We start from the raw sequence: 19,805 nt of genomic DNA on the forward strand, positions 1-19,805 counted from the left end.
TCTAGCTCACAGGAACGAAGCGCCCCGTTCCGCTGATCAAAGCGGCTCTAACGGGCTCGCCCGGCTGCAGCATTTGCACTGCCGCGACATAGCCGCGCATCTGCTCCAGATAGGCCGGCTCGCGCTCCGGCGTGGCGCCGAGCTTGTAGTCCAGCACCCACCAGCAGCCATCGCGGCGCTGCACGAGGCGGTCGATGCGCTGGTCGTCGTTGCCCTGTCCCACCGCGACTTCGTTGCCGGCCCAGATCAGCTCGGCCGGGTCGAAGAAGGGCCGGCAGTCGGGGCTGGCCAGGATGGCCTGGGCCGCCTGGGCGAGTTGCTCGCGTGACTTGGCGTCCAGGCCGAAGGCCTGCGAGGCAGATGCCATCAGCGCCACCAGCGCCTGCGTCTGGCCGCTTGCCGAGGCCCACTCCAGCACGCGGTGCAAGGCCTCGCCCACGCGGGCCAGGCGGTCGTCACGGGCCGTGCCATCACGTGCAGCCACTGCCGCTGGAGGCTGCCAGCTTGGCAGCGGCGCAATGGCTGGCGGCGCGGTGTTGGCTCGGCCGCCCGGTGTCATCGCAAGGGGCCAGCGGCGGGCCAGCGGTTGCAGCCGGTCCCACCAGCTGGTGGCCTGGCTGCGGCTCGGCGTGTGGCTGAGCACCACCGCACGCCGCGCCCGCGTCAGGGCAACGTACAGGCCGTTCAGCTCTTCGCGCTCGCGCTCGGCACGCTCCTCGTCGACCAATGCCTGCAATGACGGCGGCGGCCTGGCTTCGGAGGCGAGGAAGGCCGCGCGCCGCGGCGCCGGCTGGCCCACCGGCCAGTCCAGCAGCAGGCCCAGCGTCTCCGCCTTGGGTGGCGCGGCGTCGGCATCGAGCAAAAAGACGACCTCGGCCTCCAGGCCCTTGGCACCATGGATGGTCAGCAGTTGCACCGCGTCCGGCGCAGCAGCCGGCACGAACTTGATGGGCCGGCTCTTCAGCGCGCGCACGAAGCCGTAGAGCTGGGCATAGCGGCCGCCATCCAGGTCGAGCGCGGCACGCAGCAGCGCCTGCACGCTTTGCAGGCGCACGGCTGCATCTGCTGCGGGCACGGCCGCCGCGATGCGCATGAGCAGCTCGCCCTCGTGGACGATGCGGTCCAGCAGCTCGTGCGGCGTGCGCTGGCGCGCCTGCTCGGCCCAGCAGCGCAGCAGCCCTTGAGCGCGCGCCAGCGCCGGGCTGGGTGCGGCCAGGCCTTGCAACGCGGCCCACCAGGAGCGTCGCTCGGCGGGCGCATGGCCCAGCCACTGCGCTGTACCAGCGGCTTCGGCCAGCGTCAGCAGGTCGGCCTCATCGACGCCGAACAGCGGGCTGCGCAGCGCGCGGGCCAGCGACAGGTCGTGCCCTGGCGAGGCCAGCACGTCCAGCAACGCCAGCAGGTCGGCCACGTCGGGCAGCCCCGCCAACGGCTGCTCCTCGGGCGCCGCATGCGGCACGCCGGCGGCGGTCAGCGCCTCGCTGAGCTGGCGCAGCGGGTCGCGCTTGCGGGCCAGCACGAAGAGGTCGCCCGGCTTGAGTTCAGGCCGGGCCTGCAGCAGCCCGACGATGGCCCCGCAAACACGCTCGCACTCGGGCGCACGGCGGCTGATCTCGGCCTCGCGGCGGGGCTCGGTCAGGCTGGGGCGCCAGCGCAGCGGGTCAACGTCCGCCTGGGCGGGCGACGCCATGACCTCGGCGTCGAGGGCCCACAAGCCGGCCAGGTCGTCCACTTCGGCCACCTCGGTCGTGTGCACGCGAAAGCCCTGGTAGGTGCCGGCGCGCTGGGCGCTGTCGAAAGTGGCGTTCACGGCGGCCAGCACCTCGGGCGCGTTGCGCCGCGTGTGGTCGCAGGCCAGGCGCACGCCGGCGAGGCCGTCGCAGACGAAGGCCTGCGCCGCTGCGAACACGCGCGGGTCGGCACGTCGGAAGCGGTAGATGCTCTGCTTGGGGTCGCCGACGATGAAGACGGACAGCGGCGAGCCCGCGCCCGCGCCGGCATAGGCCGACAGCCAGCCATGCAGCGCCTGCCATTGCAGCGGGCTGGTGTCCTGGAACTCGTCGATGAGCAGGTGGCGCACCTGGGCGTCCAGGCGCTGCTGCACCCAGCCGGCCGTCTGCGCATCAGCCAGCAGGGCCAGCGCGCCGCGCTCCAGGTCGTTCATGTCGACCAGGCCGCGCTCGCGCTTGATGGCCTCGAAGGCATCCACCAGCACCAGGGCCAGGCGGCGCATCGCGGCGTGTTCGTCGGCGGCGCGCTGCTGGGCTATTGCCGCGCGCAAATGCAGCAACTCATCGCACAGCTCGTCCAGGTCAGGGTGGTCGACGCCCAGCTTGCGCGGTTCGCCCTTCAAGGTGAACAGCGCCGCGAAGCAGCCGTCGAAATCGGCGGCCTGTTCAATTGACGCGGCCGCTTCCTGCGCCTTCTTGCCCTTGGCTGCGCCGAGCAGCCGGGCCAGTGCCTTCAGCGGTTCACGCAGATGCTCGAAGAACTGCTCCGGCGTGGTGCCCAGCACATCCACTGCACCGGGCAGGCTGGCCTCCAGCACGCCAGCCATCTCGGCCAGCCGCAACTCCACACGCTTGGCGAACGCGCCCAGCAACCACTCGCGCAAGTTGAAGCGGCCGCGCGACTGGGTCAGCGCCTGGAAGTCGGCGCGCAACGCCTCGTCTGCCAGCACCGCGACGTGGAAGCGCCGCCACAGCGTCGGCATCAGCTCCTCTTCGTCCTCGATGAGCTGCAGTTCGGGCGCGATGCCCTGAGTCTGCAGGAAGGCCAGCGGCGCGGCGCGCAGCAGCTGCGAGAACCAGCCGTGGAAGGTGCGCACCTCGACAGCCCGGCCGCCGCGCAGCAGCTCGGCCTGCAGGGCCGCCAGACGCGGGCGCAGCATCGGCGCGTCGGCCTCGGCCACGCCGCGTTGGCGAAGCGCAGCCAGTTGCTCGGCATCGGGCGCCTGCGCGAACTCGGCCAACCACTCAGCCAGGCGCTGGCGCATTTCGCCGGCGGCCTTGCGGGTGAAGGTGATGGCGACGATCTGCTGCGGCTCGGCGCCGGCCAGCAGCGCACGCAGGATGCGCGACACCAGCATCCAGGTCTTGCCGGCGCCGGCACAGGCCTCCACGACGATGCTGCGCGAAGGGTCGCAGGCCAGCGCGTAGAAGTGCTCGCGCGGCACGCGCAGGCCGTCGGCCCAGTAGGCGAGTTCTGCGCTCATACCCAATCATCCTTTCGGCACAGGCCGCGCGCTTCACAGTAGTCGCAGACCTTGCCCTCGCCCAGCGCCGGCAGCGGCGCGCCATCGCGCACGGCCATCAGGTCGGCCTGCAGCCCGCCGCGCAGTGCCAGCGCGGTGTCGCTGACGTCGGCGTGCGGCAGCAGCGCGATGCCCTTGCCATCGTCGAGCACCAGGTAGGCCGCCTGCAGCCCCGGCTCGGCGCCCATCAGCAACGCGTAGGCGGCAAGCTGGGTGTCCTCCAGCGGCGCAGCCAGCTTTTCCTTCAACCCCTTGGCATCGCCGGTCTTGTAGTCAAGCAGCCAAGTCTTGCCTGCAGCGTCGTCGATGCGGTCGATGCGGCCGCGCAGCGTCAGCGCGTCCAGTGGCGCATCGAATGGTTGGCAGTCGCGGTCCACCTCGCCGGCGGCGAAGCGCTGGCCACCCGCCTCGGCCTCGACCAGCCAGGCGAGATACAGCGGGCGCAGCCGCTCGAAGGCGGCCGAGAAAGGCAGGAAGTCCGCCGCGTCCAGCCACGCCAGCTCGGCCTCGGCCGCGGCGCGCAATGCGGCGTCGTCATCGCCCCCCCCGCGCGCCTCGTGGAAGCGCTTCAGCACCGCGTGCAGCCAGGTGCCGTAGTCGCGCTTGTCGGGCTCTTGCTCCAACTCGTCGGCTTCGCGCAGGCCCAGCAGTACGCGGCTGAAGAACTGGTAGGGGCAGTTGCGCAGCGCGTCGATGGCGCTGGCGCTCAGGGCCGCCGGCAAGCGGCCATCGGCATCAGCGGCAGCTCGGTGTTGGGGCTGGCCCGGCGGCGTCAGAAGCTCACGCCCGTCGCGCCATTCATGCAGGCCCTGACCGCTGCGCGCTGCCGCGCCGGCCAGCCGCTCCAGCAGCGGGCTGGCCGGCAGCGGCTCGGCGCCTGCGAAGGCGCAGCGCAGCAGCGTCAGCACCGGCGCGCGCAGCAGCTGCGCGAAACTGAAGCCCTCGGCCTCGCGGCGTTCGGCCAGGCTGGGCAAGCCCAGGGCCGCCGCGTCGGCATCGGCCAGCAGACCCGCTTGCGGGTTCACCGGCCCCAGTGTGGCGGCGTCCGCGCCAGGCAGCACGACGGCGCCGAAGGGCCGAAGCATGGCCCGCGCCAACGGCGTGATGACAACCTCGACCGCACCCGCTTCTTCGGTCGGCTCGAACTGCGCCGCCTCCAGGGTGTCGTCCACCCAGGCCAGGAACTCGTCGGGCCGCAGCCGCGTCTGCGCCAGAGCCGCCTCGTGGGCGCTGCCGGCCCAGGGGTTGCGCGAAATCCACAGCGTTTCCAGCAGGGCCTCGCCGCCCTCGACCTCGGCCAGCGGCGTCAGCCCGCTCAGCGCCTGGCTCATTGCAGCGAGCCAGCCACCCAGCGTGCGCGCGCCGCCGGCCAGCGGCTCCAGTTGGCGCCGAGCCCGCTGCCAGGCCGCACCGCCGGCCGGCGGCAGCGTCGCTGCATCGAGCTGGGCTGCCTGGCGCCAGCCGAAGCGGCGGCAGCGCGACTCCAGGCCGGACAGGCCTTCGGCATCCCAACCCGTGGCCAGCGCGGACTTCAGCCAGGCCAGCCAGTCGTCCACTGCGCCACCAGCCAGGGCGGCGCGCAGCAGGGCCATCAATGCGGCGGCGGCGGGCGTGGTCGCGAGCGTCCAACCGGTCTCGTCATGCATCGGCACGCCCTGGCGCGCCAGCAGCGCCCGTACGCGGCGGATGACGACGCGGTCTTGCGCAAGCAAGGCCACCGGCCGCCGGCCCGCGTTGAGGTGCTGGACGACGGCCGTGGCGGTCTGCTGGGCGAGCGTCTCGAAGTCCGGCGCGACGGCTTCCTCCACTCGCGCGGCGGGCGTGAAACCGGCCCAGGCCTGATCGAGGTCCAGGTCGGCGTTCAGGCACAGCGCTGGCACGTCGCCCGCCAGCAGCGCCTGGGCCAGCGGGTCGGGCCCGCCGGCGCGCAGCCAGATCCAGGCGCTGGGGCGCAGCGCGAACAGCGTGTCGGTGGGCGGGCGGCGCTCGTCAGAGGCCACCCAGGCCAGCGCGACCTGAGCCAGTGCGCGCTCCAGCAGGCCGGGGCCGGCGTCCAGGGCTGCAAGCCGTTGCCGGGCGGTGTCCATGAACGCAAGGCGCTCAATCGGCGGCACCTGGGCGGCCGCGCGGGCCAGCGCGTGGGCGGTGTCGACGAGCCGGGCGAGCGCCACACGGTAGTCGCGCGGGCTGCTGCGCTTGAGGGGCTGGACCCAGCTCTGCTCGGCCAGCAGCCGGTCGGCGGTGAAGGCGTCGATGGCGGCGTCGCCGGAGAGCTGGTCAGGCGCGGCCAATGACGTGGGGCCCAGCGCCGAAGCCAGGCTGCGGCTGGTCGTGATGCGAGGCTGCCAGCCGCCGTGGGCGAGCCAGGCGCGGCGCGCCGGCGCGATCTGCTGGGCGAAAGGCAGCAACAGCACGGCATCGCGCACGGCCGCGCCTCGCCCTTCTAGCCAGTCGGTACTGACGGCCGCGACGCGGCGCCAGAAGGCTTCGTTGTCCTCGCCAGGCGCCAGGCCCAGATTCAAAGCTTGCTGCACTTGTAAAGCAGGCCTCCCGCCCGCATGTTTGCCACCGTTTCGGTCACCCTCGCGACCGTCCGGACAAAAGTGGCTATGTCACAATCATTTTGCCTATTCGGACGGCGCCCACTGCGGCGACCGCCAACCCTTTGAGGCCAAGGAACCCTCCCATGAGCAGCGAATTGATCAAGCATGTTTCCGACGCGTCCTTCGACGCCGACGTCATCCAGTCGGGCAAGCCCGTGCTGGTGGACTACTGGGCCGAGTGGTGCGGCCCCTGCAAGATGATCGCGCCCATCCTGGACGAGGTCGCCACCGGCTACGGTGACAAGCTGCAGATCGCCAAGATGAACGTCGACGAGAACCGCGAAGTGCCGGCCAAGTTTGGCATCCGCGGCATTCCGACACTGATGCTTTTCAAGGACGGCCAGCTTGCCGCGACCAAGGTCGGCGCCCTCTCCAAGGCCCAGTTGACGGCCTTCCTCGACGCGAACCTATAATCGCGTCCAACTGCTGCAGTGTTGCCGGCGCTCTCCGCGCGGTCACTGCAGCAGCCAAAGCCAACACGCCCCGGGTTCCTGGATACGAATTCAGCACCCAGCCAGCGTGGACTCGGCTCCCCCTCCCACCACTGAGTCAGTTGTCGAATCTGCGTCGCTCGCCGTTTGAGCGGTAGCCATTTGATCCTTTTCTGGGGCGGCCGTGGAATCGCCGTTGCGCCTTGGCTGGCGCTGCGGCCCCTGACGGGTATTCACCCATGCATCTTTCCGAACTCAAAGCGCTCCACGTTTCCGCCCTCATCGAGATGGGCGAGGCGCTGGAGATCGACAACGTCACGCGCCTGCGCAAGCAGGAGCTGATGTTCGCCATCATGAAGAAGCGCGCCAAGGCTGGCGAGCAGGTCTTCGGCGATGGCGTGCTCGAAGTGCTCCCCGACGGCTTCGGCTTCCTGCGCTCGATCGAGGCCAGCTACATGGCCTCCACGGACGACATCTACCTGTCGCCCAGCCAGATCCGCCGCTTCAACCTGCACACCGGTGACCTGGTGGAAGGCGAAGTGCGCGTGCCCAAGGATGGCGAACGCTACTTTGCTCTGGTCAAGGTTGACCGCGTCAACAACCAGACGCCGGAGGAGAGCAAGAACAAGATCATGTTCGAGAACCTGACTCCCTTGTTCCCCAAGGAGCAGTTCAAGCTCGAGCGTGAAGCCTTCAAGGGCGAAGAGAACATCACCGGTCGCATCATCGACCTGGTGGCGCCCATCGGCAAAGGCCAGCGCGCCCTCATCGTGTCGCAGCCCAAGACGGGCAAGACCGAGATGATGAAGAGCCTGGCCCACGCGCTGGTGGCCAACCATCCGGACTGCCACCTCATCGTGCTGCTCGTCGACGAGCGCCCCGAGGAAGTGACGGAGATGATCCGCACCGTGCGCGGCGAGGTCATCAGCTCCACCTTCGACGAGCCGGCGGCCCGCCACGTGCAGGTGGCAGAGATGGTCATCGAGCGCGCCAAGCGCCTGGTGGAGCTCAAGAAGGACGTGATCATCCTGCTGGACTCGATCACCCGCCTGGCCCGTGCCTACAACAACGTGCTGCCCAGCTCCGGCAAGGTGCTGACCGGCGGCGTGGACGCCAACGCCCTGCAGCGCCCCAAGCGCTTCTTCGGCGCAGCGCGCAACATTGAGGAAGGCGGCTCGCTGACCATCATCGGCACCGCGCTGATCGACACCGGCTCCAAGATGGACGAGGTGATCTACGAAGAGTTCAAGGGCACCGGCAACTGCGAAATCCACCTGGATCGCCGCATGGCCGAAAAGCGCGTCTACCCTTCGCTGCTGATCAACAAGTCCGGCACGCGCCGCGAGGAATTGCTGCTCAAGCCCGAGATCCTGCAAAAGAGCTGGATCCTGCGCAAGCTGCTCTACAACATGGACGAGATCGAGGCGATGGAGTTCATCCTCGAGAAGATGAAGGCGTCGAAGAACAATCATGACTTCTTCGACATGATGCGGCGCGGCGGGTAGTGAGACGGGACCGAGGACAGGACCTGCGTCCTGTCCGACGCCCGTCAAATGCCCGCGCATGTCTCGCATGCGCGGGCACTTTCAGCCCAAACTAGCCAAACCGCAGGGAAGCCCGCTACAATCGCCGGTTTTCCGCCCTGACACCCCCGGAAAGTGCGCCGACCAGCGATTGACATCGTCGGCGTGGCTCCCGACCTAGCCAAGAGGTTCCCATGAAAGACGGCATTCACCCCAACTACCGCGACGTCGTGTTCGTCGACCAGTCCAACGGTTTCCAGTTCGTGACGCGTTCCACCGTCCAGACCAAGGAAATGATCGAGCTGGACGGCAAGAAGCTGCCGCTGGTGAAGCTGGAAACCACCAGCGAGTCGCACCCCTTCTACACGGGTACGCAAAAGAGCATCGACAACCTCGGTGGCCGCGTCGAGAAGTTCCGCAACAAGTTCTCGCACCTCAAGAAGTAATCGGTTTGGCGGCGTTTCGCCGCGCCAACGACCAAAGGGCAGCTCAGGCTGCCCTTTTGTTTTGCCGCGGCATTCGCGCTGCCCTTTTCTCATTTGGCAGCATGGGCTGCCATTTTTCATTTTTGACCGCCGTTTGACGGCATCATGCCGGCCGGTTTCATCGAACTTAAGCGCGTGAATCTCCCCACCCCTGCCATCGTCGCCGAGCGCGGCGTCGAGCGCCTGCCGCGCCTGGCCCTGCTGCTGCTGTGCGCGGCCTATGTGCTGCCCGGCCTGTTCGGCCGCGACCCCTGGCGCAATGCCGACCTGAGCAGCTTCGGTTTCATGGCCAGCATCGCCCAGGGCCACGCGCCCTGGTGGCAGCCGGCGATCGCCGGCATTCCGGCCGAGGGCGGCCCCTTGCCCTACTGGCTGGGCGCGCTGGCCATCAAGGCCCTGCCCTTCCTGGACGCACCGGTTGCCGCTCGCCTGCCTTATGCCTTTGTGCTGGTCGGCGTGTTGGTGGCGGTCTGGTACACCTGCTTTCATCTCGCCCGCACGGAGGCTGCCCAACCGGTGGCCTTTGCCTTCGGCGGCGAAGCACAGGCCGTCGACTACGCCCGGGCCTTGGCCGATGGTGCCCTGCTTGCGCTGATGGCGTCGCTCGGCCTGCTGCAGCTCGGCCATGAGACGACGCCCGAGCTGATGCAATTGCTGGCTGTCTCGGTCTACCTTTACGGCTTAGCCGCGGCACCATTCAAGCGAGGCCGTGCGCGGGTCGCCATCCTGCTCGCCCTGCCCGTGCTGGCCGCCAGCGGTGCCCCCGCCGTGGCTTGCGCCCTCGGCCTGCTCGGCCTGCTGCTGAACCACCGCTCCAGCCATGACGAGGCCAAGGCCCAACGGGTCTGGCTGCTGGCTTCGCTGACGCTGGCGGTCCTGGCGGCCTGGGTCTTCAATGGCTGGGCCTGGCGTGTCCTGCCCGGCATCCAGTTCGCCTCGTTGCTGAGCCTGCTGGCCTGGTTCTGCTGGCCGTCGGGGCCCCTGGCCTTGTGGACGCTGTGGCGCTGGCGCCGCCACGGCCTGCGCCGCCACATCACGGTGCCCGCCATTGCCCTGCTGGTGCCGCTGATCACTTGCATTCTGATGGACGCTTCCGAGCGAGCACTGCTGCTGGCCCTGCCGTCGCTGGCCATCCTGGCCGCCTTCGCGCTGCCCACACTGAGCCGCAGCGTCTCGGCAGCAGTGGACTGGTTCTGCGTGTTCATCTTTTCGGCGGTGGCGCTGTTCGGCTGGCTCTACTACGTCTCCATGCACACCGGCTGGCCGGCACGGCCCATGGCCAATCTGCGTCGGCTGGCCGAGGGCTTCGAGCCGCACTTCAGCCCGCTGGCCCTGCTGTTTGCCATCGCCGCGACGCTGTCCTGGCTGGCCCTGGTGCGCTGGCGCACAGCCCGCCATCGCCATGCGCTATGGAAGAGCCTGGCCCTGCCGGCCGGCGGCGTCGCGCTGGGCTGGCTGCTCGTCATGAGCCTGCTGCTGCCGCCGCTGGACTACGCGCGCAGCCTGGCGCCGCTGGTGGCTCGGCTGAAGACGCGCATGCCCGCCGATGCCAATTGCCTGGCCGCAACGGGCCAGAACCTCGCCACGCTGGCGGCACTGGAATGGCATGGCGGCTGGCAGGTGAAAGGCCGCGGGCCCCTGAATGCATCAGGATGCAGTCACGCCGTGATCAGCGCGGGCCAGCCGACGCCCAAGGGCTGGCAGGTCGTTGCGCAGGTGAAGCGACCGACGGACCGCAGCGGCAGCGCCGGCCTGGTCCTCTTGAAGCGTCAATGATCTGACAGGGCTGCTGCGTTGAAAGCCGCCTCATCGCCCAGCGCCGAATCGCTGGCCTGGCGCACACGCGCGGCCGGGAAGACGAGACGGAATCGCGAGCCCTTGCCAACGTCGCTCTGGATCATCAGCTCGCCGCCGTGGCGCTGCATGACATGCTTGACGATGGACAGGCCCAGGCCCGTGCCACCGGTCTCGCGCGAGCGGCTGCCGTCGACGCGGTAGAAGCGCTCGGTCAGGCGCGGAATGTGCTCGCGCGAAATGCCCAGGCCGGTGTCGATGACGGTCAGCTCGCCGTTGCCGCCTTCGAGCAGCCGCCAGGCCACCTCGACCTCGCCGCTGTCCGGCGTGTAGCGCACGGCGTTGGTCACGAGGTTGGCGATGGCGCTGAGCAGCTCGCTCTCGATGCCGGCCAGCTCAACGTTGGTCTCCGGCCTCAGGTGCAATTGATGCCGCCCGGCCGACAGCACCTCGGCATCCGCGGCAATGCGCAGCAGCAGGCCATCCAGGCCCACCCAGCGGTCCGGCGCGGGGCGCGGACTGCCTTCGAGCTGGGCCAGCGTCAGCAGGTCGGCCACGAGGGTCTGCATGCGCTGGGTCTGCTGGTTCATCAGCACCAGCACGCGTTCGCGCTCGACAGCCGTCAGCGGCAGCGAGTGCATGGTCTCGATGAAACCGGACAGCACGGTCAGAGGCGTGCGGATCTCGTGGGACACGTTGGCGACGAAATCGCGCCGCATGGCTTCGGAGCGCACGCGTTCGGTGACGTCCAGCGACAACACCAGGCGCATGCCCTCGCCGTATTCGCGCACGATGATGGACAGCGTGCCCGGCCCGCGGCCATTGCCCAGCACCAGGGATTCGGCAAAGTTGCCGGCCTGCAGGTAGGCGACGAAGGCCGGCGCACGCACGAGATTGGTAATGCGCTGGCGCAGGTCGCGCTGCGGGTCCAGCGAGAAATGGTCGGCCGCAACGCGGTTGCACCAGACGATCTGCTCCTGCGGGTCCAGCATCAGCACGCCATTGGGCGAAGCCTCGATGGCGGACAGGAACTGCTCCAGTTCCAGCCGGGCGCGCGCCACGCTGCGATCGCGGTCGCGCACGGCGCGCTCGATGCGGTAGCCGACCTCGCCCCACAAACCGGTGTCGCGCGGCGCGTTCTCGAGCTGGTTGCCGCGCAGCCAGCTCAGCAGGCGATGGCCCCGCACCGCGTCGACCAGCAGGGTCAGCACGACGCCGCTGACGACACCGATGCCAAGGCCCAGGCTGTCGATGCCAGTCGTCGTACGAACCACCACGCCAATGACAAACCCGATCAATGCGGCCACGAGGGCCATCAGCAGTCGGGGCAATAACCAGGTCATGTAGGGCGGGAAAAGCTCAAGCGGAGAGCGCGCTGCTCTGTTGGGTCAGTCGGTAACCGGCACCGCGGACGGTCTCGATCATGCGCGCGCATTGCACGCGCTCCAATGCTTCGCGCAGGCGCTTGACGTGGACGTCGATGGTGCGCTCCTCGATGAAGACATGGTCGCCCCAGACGCGGTCCAGCAGCTGCGAGCGGCTGTGCACACGTTCCGGATGGGTCATCAGGAAGTGCAGCAGGCGGAATTCAGTGGGGCCGAGCTTGACCTCATTGCCCTCACGGCTGACGCGGCGCGTGCCCGGGTCCAGCAGCAGCGGGCCAACCTCGACCGCGCTGTCCAGCGCCTCGGGCGCCTTGCGGCGCAGCACTGCACGGATGCGCGCCAGCAGCTCATTCGTTGAGAAGGGCTTGGTGATGTAGTCGTCGGCACCCGCGTCGAGGCCGGCGATCTTGTCGCCCTCCTCGGCGCGCGCCGTCAGCATGATGACGGGCAGCTCCTTGGTGCGGGCCACGCCGCGCCACTGGCGAGCCAGGGCCACGCCGCTCTGGCCGGGCAGCATCCAGTCCAGCACCACCAGATCGGGCAGCACGCGGTCCACTTCGTACTGAGCCTGCGTGGCACTGCCGGCGATCGTCACCTCGAAACCGGCATGGCGCAGGTTGATGGAAATCAGCTCAGCAATCGCCGATTCGTCTTCAACAACAAGGACTCGGCTCATGATCAGCGCACCATCGTTTCAACCGCCTCGGGCGAGTTGTGTCGCACGTCCTGGCCCTTGACGACGTAGATGACGACCTCGGCCAGGTTTTTGGCGTGGTCGCCGACGCGCTCGATCGCCTTGGCGACGAAGACAAGGTCGATGGACGAGGAGATGGTGCGCGGGTCTTCCATCATGTAGGTGATGAGCTTGCGCAGCAGGCCGTCGAATTCCTTGTCGATCTCGTCGTCGTGCTTGAGCACGTCCAGCGCCCGCTCCACGTCCAGGCGCGCAAAGGCGTCGAGCGACTTGCGCAACTGGGTGGTGGCGAGCTCGGCTTCGAAGCTCAGGTCGGACATCGGCAAGCGCATGCGGCTCGACACGCCGCTGGCCACCAGGCGCTGCACGGTGCGCGCGATGCGCGCGGCCTCGTCGCCGACGCGCTCGAGGTTGGCAATGCTCTTGCTGATGGCGATCAGCAGGCGCAGGTCGCGGGCCGTCGGCTGGCGGCGCGCGATGATGGTCGAGAGATCGCGGTCGATCTCGATTTCCATCGTGTTGACGCGGCTTTCCTTGGTCAGCACTTCATCGGCCGATGCGGCGCTGAAGTCCACCAGCGCCTGCACGGCCTGGGCCACCTGGGCCTCCACGAGGCCGCCCATTTCGAGCACGCGGGTCGAGATGCCGCTGAGCTCGGCATCGAACTGGGTCGAGAGATGTTTGTCCACCATACCGTCCTCCTTGATCAGCCGAAGCGGCCGGTGATGTAGTCCTCGGTGTCCTTGCGCTTGGGCTTCATGAAGAGCTCAGCGGTCGGTCCGAATTCGATCAGGTCGCCCAGGTACATATAGGCCGTGTAGTCAGAGCAGCGCGCGGCTTGCTGCATGTTGTGGGTCACGATAGCCACCGTGTAGTCGGCCTTGAGCTCGTGGATGAGCTCCTCGATCTTGCCGGTGGAGATCGGGTCCAGCGCCGAGCAGGGCTCGTCGAGCAGCAGCACCTCGGGCTTGATGGCAATGCCGCGTGCGATGCACAGGCGTTGCTGCTGGCCGCCGGACAAGCCGGAGCCGCTCTGGTTGAGCTTGTCCTTCACCTCACCCCAGAGGGCGGCCTTCTTCAGCGCCCACTCCACGCGCTCGTCCATCTCCACGCGCGGCAGCGTCTCGAACAGCTTCACGCCGAAGGCGATGTTGTCGTAGATGGACATCGGGAAGGGCGTGGGCTTCTGGAAGACCATGCCGATCTTGGCGCGGATCAGCGAGACGTCGTCCTTGCTGGACAGGATGTCGTCACCGTCGAGCAGGATCTGGCCTTCGGCACGTTGCTCGGGGTAGAGCTGGAACATGCGGTTCAGCGTGCGCAGCAGCGTGGACTTGCCGCAGCCCGACGGGCCGATGAAGGCGGTGACCTTCTTCTCGGGGATGTCGAGGTTGATGTTCTTCAGCGCGTGAAAACTGCCGTAGAAGAAATTCAGGTTGCGCACCGAGAGTTTGGCGCGTTCGCCCACGGGCGTTTCGATCTTGGCGTCCATGTGGGTCAGTCCTTAGTGTTTGTTCTTGAAGAGCACGCGGGCCAGGATGTTCAGCAGCAGCACGCCCACGGTGATCAGGAAGACGCCGGCCCAGGCCAGCTTCTGCCAGTTCTCGTAGGGGCTCATCGCGAACTTGAAGATGGTGACCGGCAGGCTGGCCATCGGCGAGCTGATGTCGCTGGTCCAGAACTGGTTGGACAGCGCCGTGAACAGCAGCGGTGCGGTCTCGCCGGACACGCGAGCCAGGGCCAGCAGGATGCCGGTGAGGACGCCAGCGCGGGCCGCCTTCAGCGTGATGGTCAGGATGACCTTCCACTTCGGCGTACCCAGGGCGTAGGCGGCTTCGCGCAACGCGTTGGGTACCAGGCTGAGCATGTTCTCGGTCGTGCGGATGACGACCGGGATGACGAGTAGCGCCAGGGCCAGCGCGCCGGCCATGCCGGAGAAGCTCTTCAGCTTGGCCACGACCATCGCGTAGACGAACAGCCCGACGACGATGGACGGCGCAGACAGCAGGATGTCGTTGATGAATCGCACCGCGCTGCCCAGCCAGGTCTTCTGTCCGTACTCCGCCAGATAGACACCGGCCAGGATGCCGACCGGTGTGCCGATCAGCGTGGCCAGGCCCACCATGACGAAGCTGCCGAAGATGGCGTTGGCCAGGCCACCACCCTCGCCCTGCGGCGGCGGCGTCATCTCGGTGAAGGTGGACAGGGTCAGGCCGCCGATGCCGAGGTAGATGGTCTCGAACAGGATCCAGACCAGCCAGAACACACCGAAGCCCATGGCGCCCAGGGACAGCGCCAGCGCGATGACATTGGTGCGCTTGCGCTTCTTGTGCATCGCCAGCCGGCGAGCGTCGAGGGTGGTTGAGCTCATGAACGGGCTCCTTCGCTCTTCTTCAGGCGCATCAGCAGCAGCTTGGAGATGGTCAGCACGACAAAGGTGATCAGGAAGAGGACGAGGCCGAGGTACATCAGCGAAGCCTGGTGCAGGCCCTCGCCGGCTTCCGCGAACTCGTTGGCCAGCGTGGACGTGATGCTGTTGGCGGCCTCGAAGACCGACAGCGAGTTCAGCTGGTTCATGTTGCCGATGACGAAGGTGACGGCCATCGTCTCACCGAGCGCGCGCCCGAGACCCAGCATGACGCCGCCGACGACCCCGGTCTTGGTGTAGGGCAGCACGACGCGGGAGACGACCTCCCAGGTCGTCGCGCCCAGGCCGTAGGCGGACTCCTTCAGCATCGGCGGCGTGACCTCGAAGACGTCGCGCATCACCGAGGCGATGAAGGGGATGATCATGATCGCCAGGATGATGCCGGCCGACAGGATGCCGATGCCCACCGGCGGGCCCGACACCAGTGAACCCAGAAAGGGCACGCCGTTGAGCATCGCCTGCAAGGGCGCCTGCACGAAGGTGGCCAGGATGGGGCCGAACACCAGCAGGCCCCACATGCCGTAGACGATGGAGGGCACGGCAGCCAGCAGCTCGATGGCGATGCCCAGCGGGCGCTTCAACCAGCTGGGCGACAGCTCGGTCAGGAAGATGGCGATGCCGAAGCTGACCGGCACGGCGATCACCAACGCGATGAAGGAGCTCGCCAGCGTGCCGTAGATCATGACCAGGCCGCCGAACTTCTCCTGCACCGGGTCCCATTCCGCGCTGGTCAGGAAGCCGAGGCCGAAGGCCTTGAGCGCCGGCGTGGCACCGATGATGAGGGAGCCGATGATGCCGACCATCAACAGCAGCGTCAGCCACGCTGCACCCTGCGACAGGGCCGCGAACAGCGCGTCAGCCCAGGGGGCGACGCGGCGGCGCTGGGGTTTGGGTTCCATCGGTGAAGTATGCGAGCGACGTTCGCTTCGATCAGCGCCTGCGTTGCCGGCTGGAAGGATGGCTGCCAAGGAACCTCCTGGGGTCTGAGAGAGAAAAGGCGCCTGATGTAACGAAGCCCGGCGAAGCCGGGCCAGGTTCAGCGCCTGGGCATCACTTGTAGGCCACCGCCTTGCCGGACGTGTCCTTGATCTCGCCCCACTGCTTGCGCACCAGATCCTTCACGGCGGCAGGCAGCGGCACGTAGTCGAGGTCGTCGGCCATCTTGTCGCCGTTGCCGTAGGCCCATTCGAAGAACTTCAGCGCGGCACCGGCCTGCGCCGCCTTGTCCTGCGACTTGAACATCAGGATGTAGGTCGGGTTGGTCAGCGGCCAGGCAGTCTTGCCCGGTTGGTCGGTCGTGATCTGATAGAAGGTCTTGTTCCAGTCGGCGCCGGCCGCGGCGGCCTTGAAGGCGTCGTCGCTCGGGTTGACCCACTGGCCGTCCTTGTTCTTCAGCTGGACGTAGGTCATCTTGTTCTGCTTCACATAGGCGTACTCGACGTAGCCGATGGAGTTGGGCAGGCGCTGCACGAAAGCGGCGACGCCCTCGTTGCCCTTGCCGGCCGTACCGGCCAGCCACTTGACCGTCGTGCCTTCGCCGACCTTGCTCTTCCAGTCCTCGCTGACCTTGGACAGGTAGTTGGTGAAGATGAAGGTCGTGCCCGAACCGTCGGCGCGCGCCACAGGGGCGATGGTGGCGTCCGGCAAGGCGACACCTGGGTTCAGCGCGGTCAGGGCCGCGTCGTTCCACTTGGTGATTTTGCCGAGGTAGATGTCAGCCAGCACGGCGCCGGTCAGCTTGATCTGGCCCGGGGCGATGCCCTTGATGTTGACGACGGGAACGACGCCACCAATGACCATGGGGAATTGCAGCAGGCCGTCCTTGGCCAGTTCCTCGTCCTTCAGCGGCATGTCGGAAGCGCCGAAGTCGACCGTCTTGGCCTTGATCTGGCGGATGCCGGCACCCGAGCCGACCGACTGGTAGTTGATGCGGGCGCCGCTGGCCTTGTTGTAGGCATCGGCCCACTTGGCATAGATGGGCGCCGGAAAGGTGGCGCCGGCGCCGGTCACGTCCTGGGCAAGGGCCGCCTGGGCACCGAACAAACTCACGACGATCGCGAGCGACTTGCTGACCTGGACAAATTTCATCTGAGACACCTTCCGCAGGGCGGGTTTGACGATGACCGGCATCCTAGGGATCGAATGTGACGATTGAGTGACTGCCCAGTCATCGATCCGGCCATTGGAGCGCGTCAAAGCGCGGCTGGGAAGCCGCCTGAACCGCTTTGTGACACTGTCATTTTCTATTCACGCGAGCGTCATATAGCGCTTCTAGAGTGCCGGCCTATCGTTTCCAGACACAAACGGAGCTTCCGAAATGACCCGTCGCACATCCCTGATCGCGTTGACCGCCAGCGCATGGCTGGTCGCCTGCGCCACCACCCCCGCGCCGGCGCCGCTGGCCGAGACGCTGGCCCGCGACCCGCAGCTCAGCACCTTCAACCGCCTGGTAGCCCAGGCCGGCCTCGCCGACGAACTGCGTGCCGCCGGTCCGCTGACCGTCTTCGCGCCCAGCGACGACGCCTTCAAGGCCGTGCCGGCCAAGACGATGGAAGCGCTGGCCGCTGACCCGGCCCAGCTCAAGGCCGTGCTGGGCTATCACGTCATCGATGGCCGTGTTGCGGCCGCCGATGTGAAGCCGGGCACCGCCAAGACCCACCAAGGCGCCACGCTGGCCCTGGCCAAGGCTGGCAGCTTCGTCACGGTGGACGATGCCGTCGTGCAGCAGGCCGACATCGTCGCGACCAATGGCGTGGCCCATGTGGTCGACCGCGTACTGATGCCGCCGAAGAAGTAAATCAGGCTCCAGCAAGCAGAAGGCCGCCACAGGGCGGCCTTTTTGTGGGCCGAGCGCTGGGCCGCTCCCGAGCCGGCCCGCATCTGGCGATGTGCTTGCCGGTCGATCCGGCAAGCATCGCCGTCCCCTTGGGGGACCGGTCAGGCACGCATGCGTTCAGCAGCGCGAGACTGGACGAGGGGCTCCGTTTCAAGACGAGACAGCATCCACCAGGCGCTGGGCACAGCGCTGGGCCACTGTGGCATCCGAGGCCTCGACCATGACGCGCAGCAGCGGCTCGGTGCCCGAGGCGCGGATCAGGATGCGACCCTTGTTGCCCAGCTCGGCCATCACCGCCGCCTGCTCCTCGGCCAGGCGCGTGCTGCTCTTCCAGTCCTGGCCGGCGGCCAGGCGCACGTTGATCAAGGTCTGCGGGAACAGGTCCACGCCTTGCAACTGCTCCGCCAGGCCGCGTCCGCTGCGGCAGACGGCCTGCAGCACCAGCAGCGCGCTGACGATGCCGTCGCCCGTGGTGTGCTTGTCCAGCGCCAGCAGGTGGCCAGAGCCCTCGCCGCCCAGCTGCCAGCCGCGCGCGGCCAACTCTTCCAGTACATAGCGGTCGCCGACCTTGGCGCGCACGAACTCGACGTCGCGCGAACGCAGCGCCAGCTCGACGGCCATATTGGTCATCAGCGTACCGACGGCGCCCGGCACGCGCAGCCCTTGGGCGAGGCGATCGGCCACCATCACGTAGAGCAGTTCGTCACCGTTGTAGAGGCGACCGTTGGCGTCCACCAGCTGCAGCCGGTCGGCGTCGCCGTCCAGCGCCACGCCGTAATGGGCGCCGTTGGCCTTGACAGCCTCGACAAGGGCCCCGGGCGCTGTCGCGCCGAAGCCGGCATTGATGTTGAAGCCGTCGGGCTTGCAGCCGATCGAGATGACCTCTGCGCCCAGCTCATGGAAGACATCGGGCGCGACGTGATAGGCCGCGCCGTGGGCCGCGTCGACGACGATCTTCAGCCCCTTGAGCGTCAGGTCCGAGCCGAAGCTGTTCTTGCAGAACTCGATGTAGCGGCCGCGCGCATCTTCCAGGCGCTTGGCACGACCCAGGCTGGCCGAATCCACCCACTGCGGCGCCTCTTCCAGCGCGGCTTCGACGGCCAGCTCCCAGGCATCGGGCAGCTTCTCGCCCTTGGCCGAGAAGAACTTGATGCCGTTGTCGGCAAACGGGTTGTGCGAGGCGCTGATGACGACGCCGAGATCCAGGCGCAGCGCGCGCGTCAGGTAGGCTACACCTGGGGTCGGCAGCGGCCCGGTCAGCAGCACATTCACGCCAGCCGAAGCGAAACCGGCCTCCAGTGCGGACTCGATCATGTAGCCCGAGATGCGCGTGTCCTTGCCGATCAGCACCGTGGGCCGCTCGTCCGTCTTGCGCAGCACGCGACCGACGGCATGGCCCAGGCGCAGCATAAAGTCCGGCGTGATCGGGTCCTGGCCCACCGTGCCCCGAATGCCGTCGGTTCCAAAATACTTGCGGGCCATCGAGCTCTTCCTTCTTATTTCGTGGCAGGGATTGTCGCCGCATCGACCGCGGCCCAGACCTTGAGCGCGTCCACGGTGGCGGCGACATCGTGCACACGAATCACGTTCGCGCCTGCGCTGACGGCCCGCAGCGCGGCAGCCAGGCTGGCGGGCAGGCGCTGGTCCATCGGCCGACCGGTGATGTCGCCCAGAGTGCGCTTGCGCGACCAGCCCACCAACAGCGGATAGCCCAGCCCCGCCAGGCGTTGCTGCCCGGCCAGCAGCTGGAGGTTGTGCTCGGCGCTCTTGGCAAAACCGTAGCCCGGATCCAGCGCGACGGCATCGGCCGGGATGCCCGAATCTCGCGCAGCTTGCGCGCGTTGGGCGAGAAAGGCACCGACCTCGGCCACCACATCGCCGTAGACCGCCAGCTCCATCATCGACGCTGGCTCGCCGCGCATGTGCATCAGGCAGACACCCGCACCGCTGCCGGCCACTGCCGCCAGCGCGCCGGGCAGTTGCAGGGCCTGCACGTCGTTGACGATGTCCGCACCGGCATCCAGCGCGCGGCGCATCACGTCTGGCTTGCAGGTGTCGACCGAAACGGGTACGCCTAACGTGACCGCCGCGGCCAGCACCTTGTCGATACGCGCCCATTCGCTGCCGGCATCAACGCGCGGCGCGCCAGGGCGGGTGGACTCGCCACCGATGTCCAGGATGTCGGCGCCTTCTGCCACCAGGCGCTCGCAGTGCGCGATGGCGGTCCGGGTGTCGTCATGCCGGCCACCGTCGGAAAAGGAATCCGGCGTCACGTTGACGATGCCCATCACGCGCGGGTGGCTCAAATCAAGGCGGAAACGGCGGGTCTGCCAATGCATGGGCGGCTCGGAATGGAAAACGGGCCCGGTGGAA

General features: G+C 67.9%; 16 protein-coding genes. 5 read left to right on the forward strand and 11 right to left on the reverse strand.

Annotation, left to right across the window (positions count from 1 at the left end; genetic code table 11):
• Nucleotide 1: 1 nt before the first annotated feature.
• The gene (locus tag ACXJLH_RS18445; RefSeq protein ID WP_457445676.1) at nt 2-3,214 is read right to left on the reverse strand and encodes a UvrD-helicase domain-containing protein; all 3,213 of its coding nucleotides are present in this window, start codon (nt 3,212-3,214) and stop codon (nt 2-4) included.
• Nucleotides 3,211-5,775 carry a PD-(D/E)XK nuclease family protein gene (locus ACXJLH_RS18450; RefSeq protein ID WP_457445677.1) on the reverse strand — a complete coding sequence of 855 codons (2,565 nt, stop codon included), beginning with the start codon at nt 5,773-5,775 and terminating at the stop codon, nt 3,211-3,213. Before ACXJLH_RS18450 ends, ACXJLH_RS18445 begins: the two co-directional genes overlap by 4 nt.
• A 164-nt stretch (nt 5,776-5,939) precedes the next feature.
• On the opposite strand from ACXJLH_RS18450, the gene trxA reads away from it, so the two are divergent.
• The 4 genes from trxA (at nt 5,940) to ACXJLH_RS18470 (ending at nt 10,071) form a co-directional block, all read left to right on the forward strand.
• Nucleotides 5,940-6,269, forward strand: a complete 330-nt coding sequence (trxA, locus tag ACXJLH_RS18455) for a thioredoxin TrxA (protein WP_056195487.1) — start codon at nt 5,940-5,942, stop codon at nt 6,267-6,269.
• Nucleotides 6,270-6,526: 257 nt separating this feature from the next.
• Nucleotides 6,527-7,792 carry a transcription termination factor Rho gene (gene rho / locus ACXJLH_RS18460; RefSeq protein ID WP_056195484.1) on the forward strand — a complete coding sequence of 422 codons (1,266 nt, stop codon included), beginning with the start codon at nt 6,527-6,529 and terminating at the stop codon, nt 7,790-7,792.
• 212 nt (nt 7,793-8,004) lie between these two features.
• Nucleotides 8,005-8,256 carry a type B 50S ribosomal protein L31 gene (locus ACXJLH_RS18465; protein WP_056195481.1) on the forward strand — a complete coding sequence of 84 codons (252 nt, stop codon included), beginning with the start codon at nt 8,005-8,007 and terminating at the stop codon, nt 8,254-8,256.
• 174 nt (nt 8,257-8,430) lie between these two features.
• Nucleotides 8,431-10,071 carry a hypothetical protein gene (locus tag ACXJLH_RS18470; RefSeq protein WP_457445678.1) on the forward strand — a complete coding sequence of 547 codons (1,641 nt, stop codon included), beginning with the start codon at nt 8,431-8,433 and terminating at the stop codon, nt 10,069-10,071.
• Here ACXJLH_RS18470 and phoR read toward each other — a convergent pair.
• The 7 genes from phoR to pstS all read right to left on the reverse strand — a co-directional run bounded on the left by phoR (nt 10,065) and on the right by pstS (nt 16,684).
• Nucleotides 10,065-11,432: a phosphate regulon sensor histidine kinase PhoR gene (gene phoR, locus ACXJLH_RS18475; RefSeq protein ID WP_082532552.1), complete on the reverse strand. Its 1,368-nt coding sequence runs from the start codon at nt 11,430-11,432 to the stop codon at nt 10,065-10,067. The genes ACXJLH_RS18470 and phoR overlap by 7 nt on opposite strands.
• Nucleotides 11,433-11,448: 16 nt before the next feature.
• Complete coding sequence (phoB, locus tag ACXJLH_RS18480) at nt 11,449-12,150, reverse strand: phosphate regulon transcriptional regulator PhoB (protein WP_056195477.1); 702 nt, start codon at nt 12,148-12,150, stop codon at nt 11,449-11,451.
• A gap of 2 nt (nt 12,151-12,152) precedes the next feature.
• A complete protein-coding gene (gene phoU, locus ACXJLH_RS18485) occupies nt 12,153-12,860 on the reverse strand; it encodes a phosphate signaling complex protein PhoU (RefSeq protein WP_056195475.1) in 708 nt (235 codons plus the stop codon).
• 14 nt (nt 12,861-12,874) lie between these two features.
• Nucleotides 12,875-13,660 carry a phosphate ABC transporter ATP-binding protein PstB gene (pstB, locus tag ACXJLH_RS18490; protein ID WP_056195472.1) on the reverse strand — a complete coding sequence of 262 codons (786 nt, stop codon included), beginning with the start codon at nt 13,658-13,660 and terminating at the stop codon, nt 12,875-12,877.
• A gap of 12 nt (nt 13,661-13,672) precedes the next feature.
• Nucleotides 13,673-14,539 carry a phosphate ABC transporter permease PstA gene (pstA, locus tag ACXJLH_RS18495; RefSeq protein ID WP_457325194.1) on the reverse strand — a complete coding sequence of 289 codons (867 nt, stop codon included), beginning with the start codon at nt 14,537-14,539 and terminating at the stop codon, nt 13,673-13,675.
• Nucleotides 14,536-15,495, reverse strand: coding sequence for a phosphate ABC transporter permease subunit PstC (gene pstC / locus ACXJLH_RS18500; RefSeq protein WP_457445679.1), 960 nt, complete (start codon nt 15,493-15,495; stop codon nt 14,536-14,538). Before pstC ends, pstA begins: the two co-directional genes overlap by 4 nt.
• A gap of 151 nt (nt 15,496-15,646) precedes the next feature.
• Entirely contained in the window at nt 15,647-16,684 is a 1,038-nt protein-coding gene (gene pstS / locus ACXJLH_RS18505) for a phosphate ABC transporter substrate-binding protein PstS (RefSeq protein WP_056197163.1), read from the reverse strand.
• A 229-nt stretch (nt 16,685-16,913) separates the two neighbouring features.
• Here pstS and ACXJLH_RS18510 point away from each other — a divergent pair, with 229 nt between their 5' ends.
• Nucleotides 16,914-17,393, forward strand: a complete 480-nt coding sequence (locus tag ACXJLH_RS18510; protein WP_457325954.1) for a fasciclin domain-containing protein — start codon at nt 16,914-16,916, stop codon at nt 17,391-17,393.
• Between the two features lie 189 nt (nt 17,394-17,582).
• Here the strand turns inward: ACXJLH_RS18510 and glmM are convergent, their stop codons facing one another.
• Both glmM and folP read right to left on the reverse strand, forming a co-directional pair.
• Nucleotides 17,583-18,914, reverse strand: coding sequence for a phosphoglucosamine mutase (gene glmM / locus ACXJLH_RS18515; protein WP_457445680.1), 1,332 nt, complete (start codon nt 18,912-18,914; stop codon nt 17,583-17,585).
• A gap of 14 nt (nt 18,915-18,928) precedes the next feature.
• Nucleotides 18,929-19,771, reverse strand: a complete 843-nt coding sequence (gene folP, locus ACXJLH_RS18520; protein ID WP_457445681.1) for a dihydropteroate synthase — start codon at nt 19,769-19,771, stop codon at nt 18,929-18,931.
• Nucleotides 19,772-19,805 lie beyond the last annotated feature (34 nt).

It is taken from the genome of Roseateles sp. P5_E4 (assembly GCF_054049255.1).

What these genes read in the sequence shown, in the direction of transcription:
- ACXJLH_RS18445 (WP_457445676.1), bottom strand. Translation starts at nt 3,214, where the DNA reads ATGAGCGCAGAACTCGCCTACTGGGCCGACGGCCTGCGCGTGCCGCGC.
- trxA (WP_056195487.1), top strand. Translation starts at nt 5,940, where the DNA reads ATGAGCAGCGAATTGATCAAGCATGTTTCCGACGCGTCCTTCGACGCC.
- rho (WP_056195484.1), top strand. Translation starts at nt 6,527, where the DNA reads ATGCATCTTTCCGAACTCAAAGCGCTCCACGTTTCCGCCCTCATCGAG.
- ACXJLH_RS18465 (WP_056195481.1), top strand. Translation starts at nt 8,005, where the DNA reads ATGAAAGACGGCATTCACCCCAACTACCGCGACGTCGTGTTCGTCGAC.
- phoR (WP_082532552.1), bottom strand. Translation starts at nt 11,432, where the DNA reads ATGACCTGGTTATTGCCCCGACTGCTGATGGCCCTCGTGGCCGCATTG.
- phoB (WP_056195477.1), bottom strand. Translation starts at nt 12,150, where the DNA reads ATGAGCCGAGTCCTTGTTGTTGAAGACGAATCGGCGATTGCTGAGCTG.
- phoU (WP_056195475.1), bottom strand. Translation starts at nt 12,860, where the DNA reads ATGGTGGACAAACATCTCTCGACCCAGTTCGATGCCGAGCTCAGCGGC.
- pstB (WP_056195472.1), bottom strand. Translation starts at nt 13,660, where the DNA reads ATGGACGCCAAGATCGAAACGCCCGTGGGCGAACGCGCCAAACTCTCG.
- pstA (WP_457325194.1), bottom strand. Translation starts at nt 14,539, where the DNA reads ATGAGCTCAACCACCCTCGACGCTCGCCGGCTGGCGATGCACAAGAAG.
- pstC (WP_457445679.1), bottom strand. Translation starts at nt 15,495, where the DNA reads ATGGAACCCAAACCCCAGCGCCGCCGCGTCGCCCCCTGGGCTGACGCG.
- pstS (WP_056197163.1), bottom strand. Translation starts at nt 16,684, where the DNA reads ATGAAATTTGTCCAGGTCAGCAAGTCGCTCGCGATCGTCGTGAGTTTG.
- ACXJLH_RS18510 (WP_457325954.1), top strand. Translation starts at nt 16,914, where the DNA reads ATGACCCGTCGCACATCCCTGATCGCGTTGACCGCCAGCGCATGGCTG.
- glmM (WP_457445680.1), bottom strand. Translation starts at nt 18,914, where the DNA reads ATGGCCCGCAAGTATTTTGGAACCGACGGCATTCGGGGCACGGTGGGC.
- folP (WP_457445681.1), bottom strand. Translation starts at nt 19,771, where the DNA reads ATGCATTGGCAGACCCGCCGTTTCCGCCTTGATTTGAGCCACCCGCGC.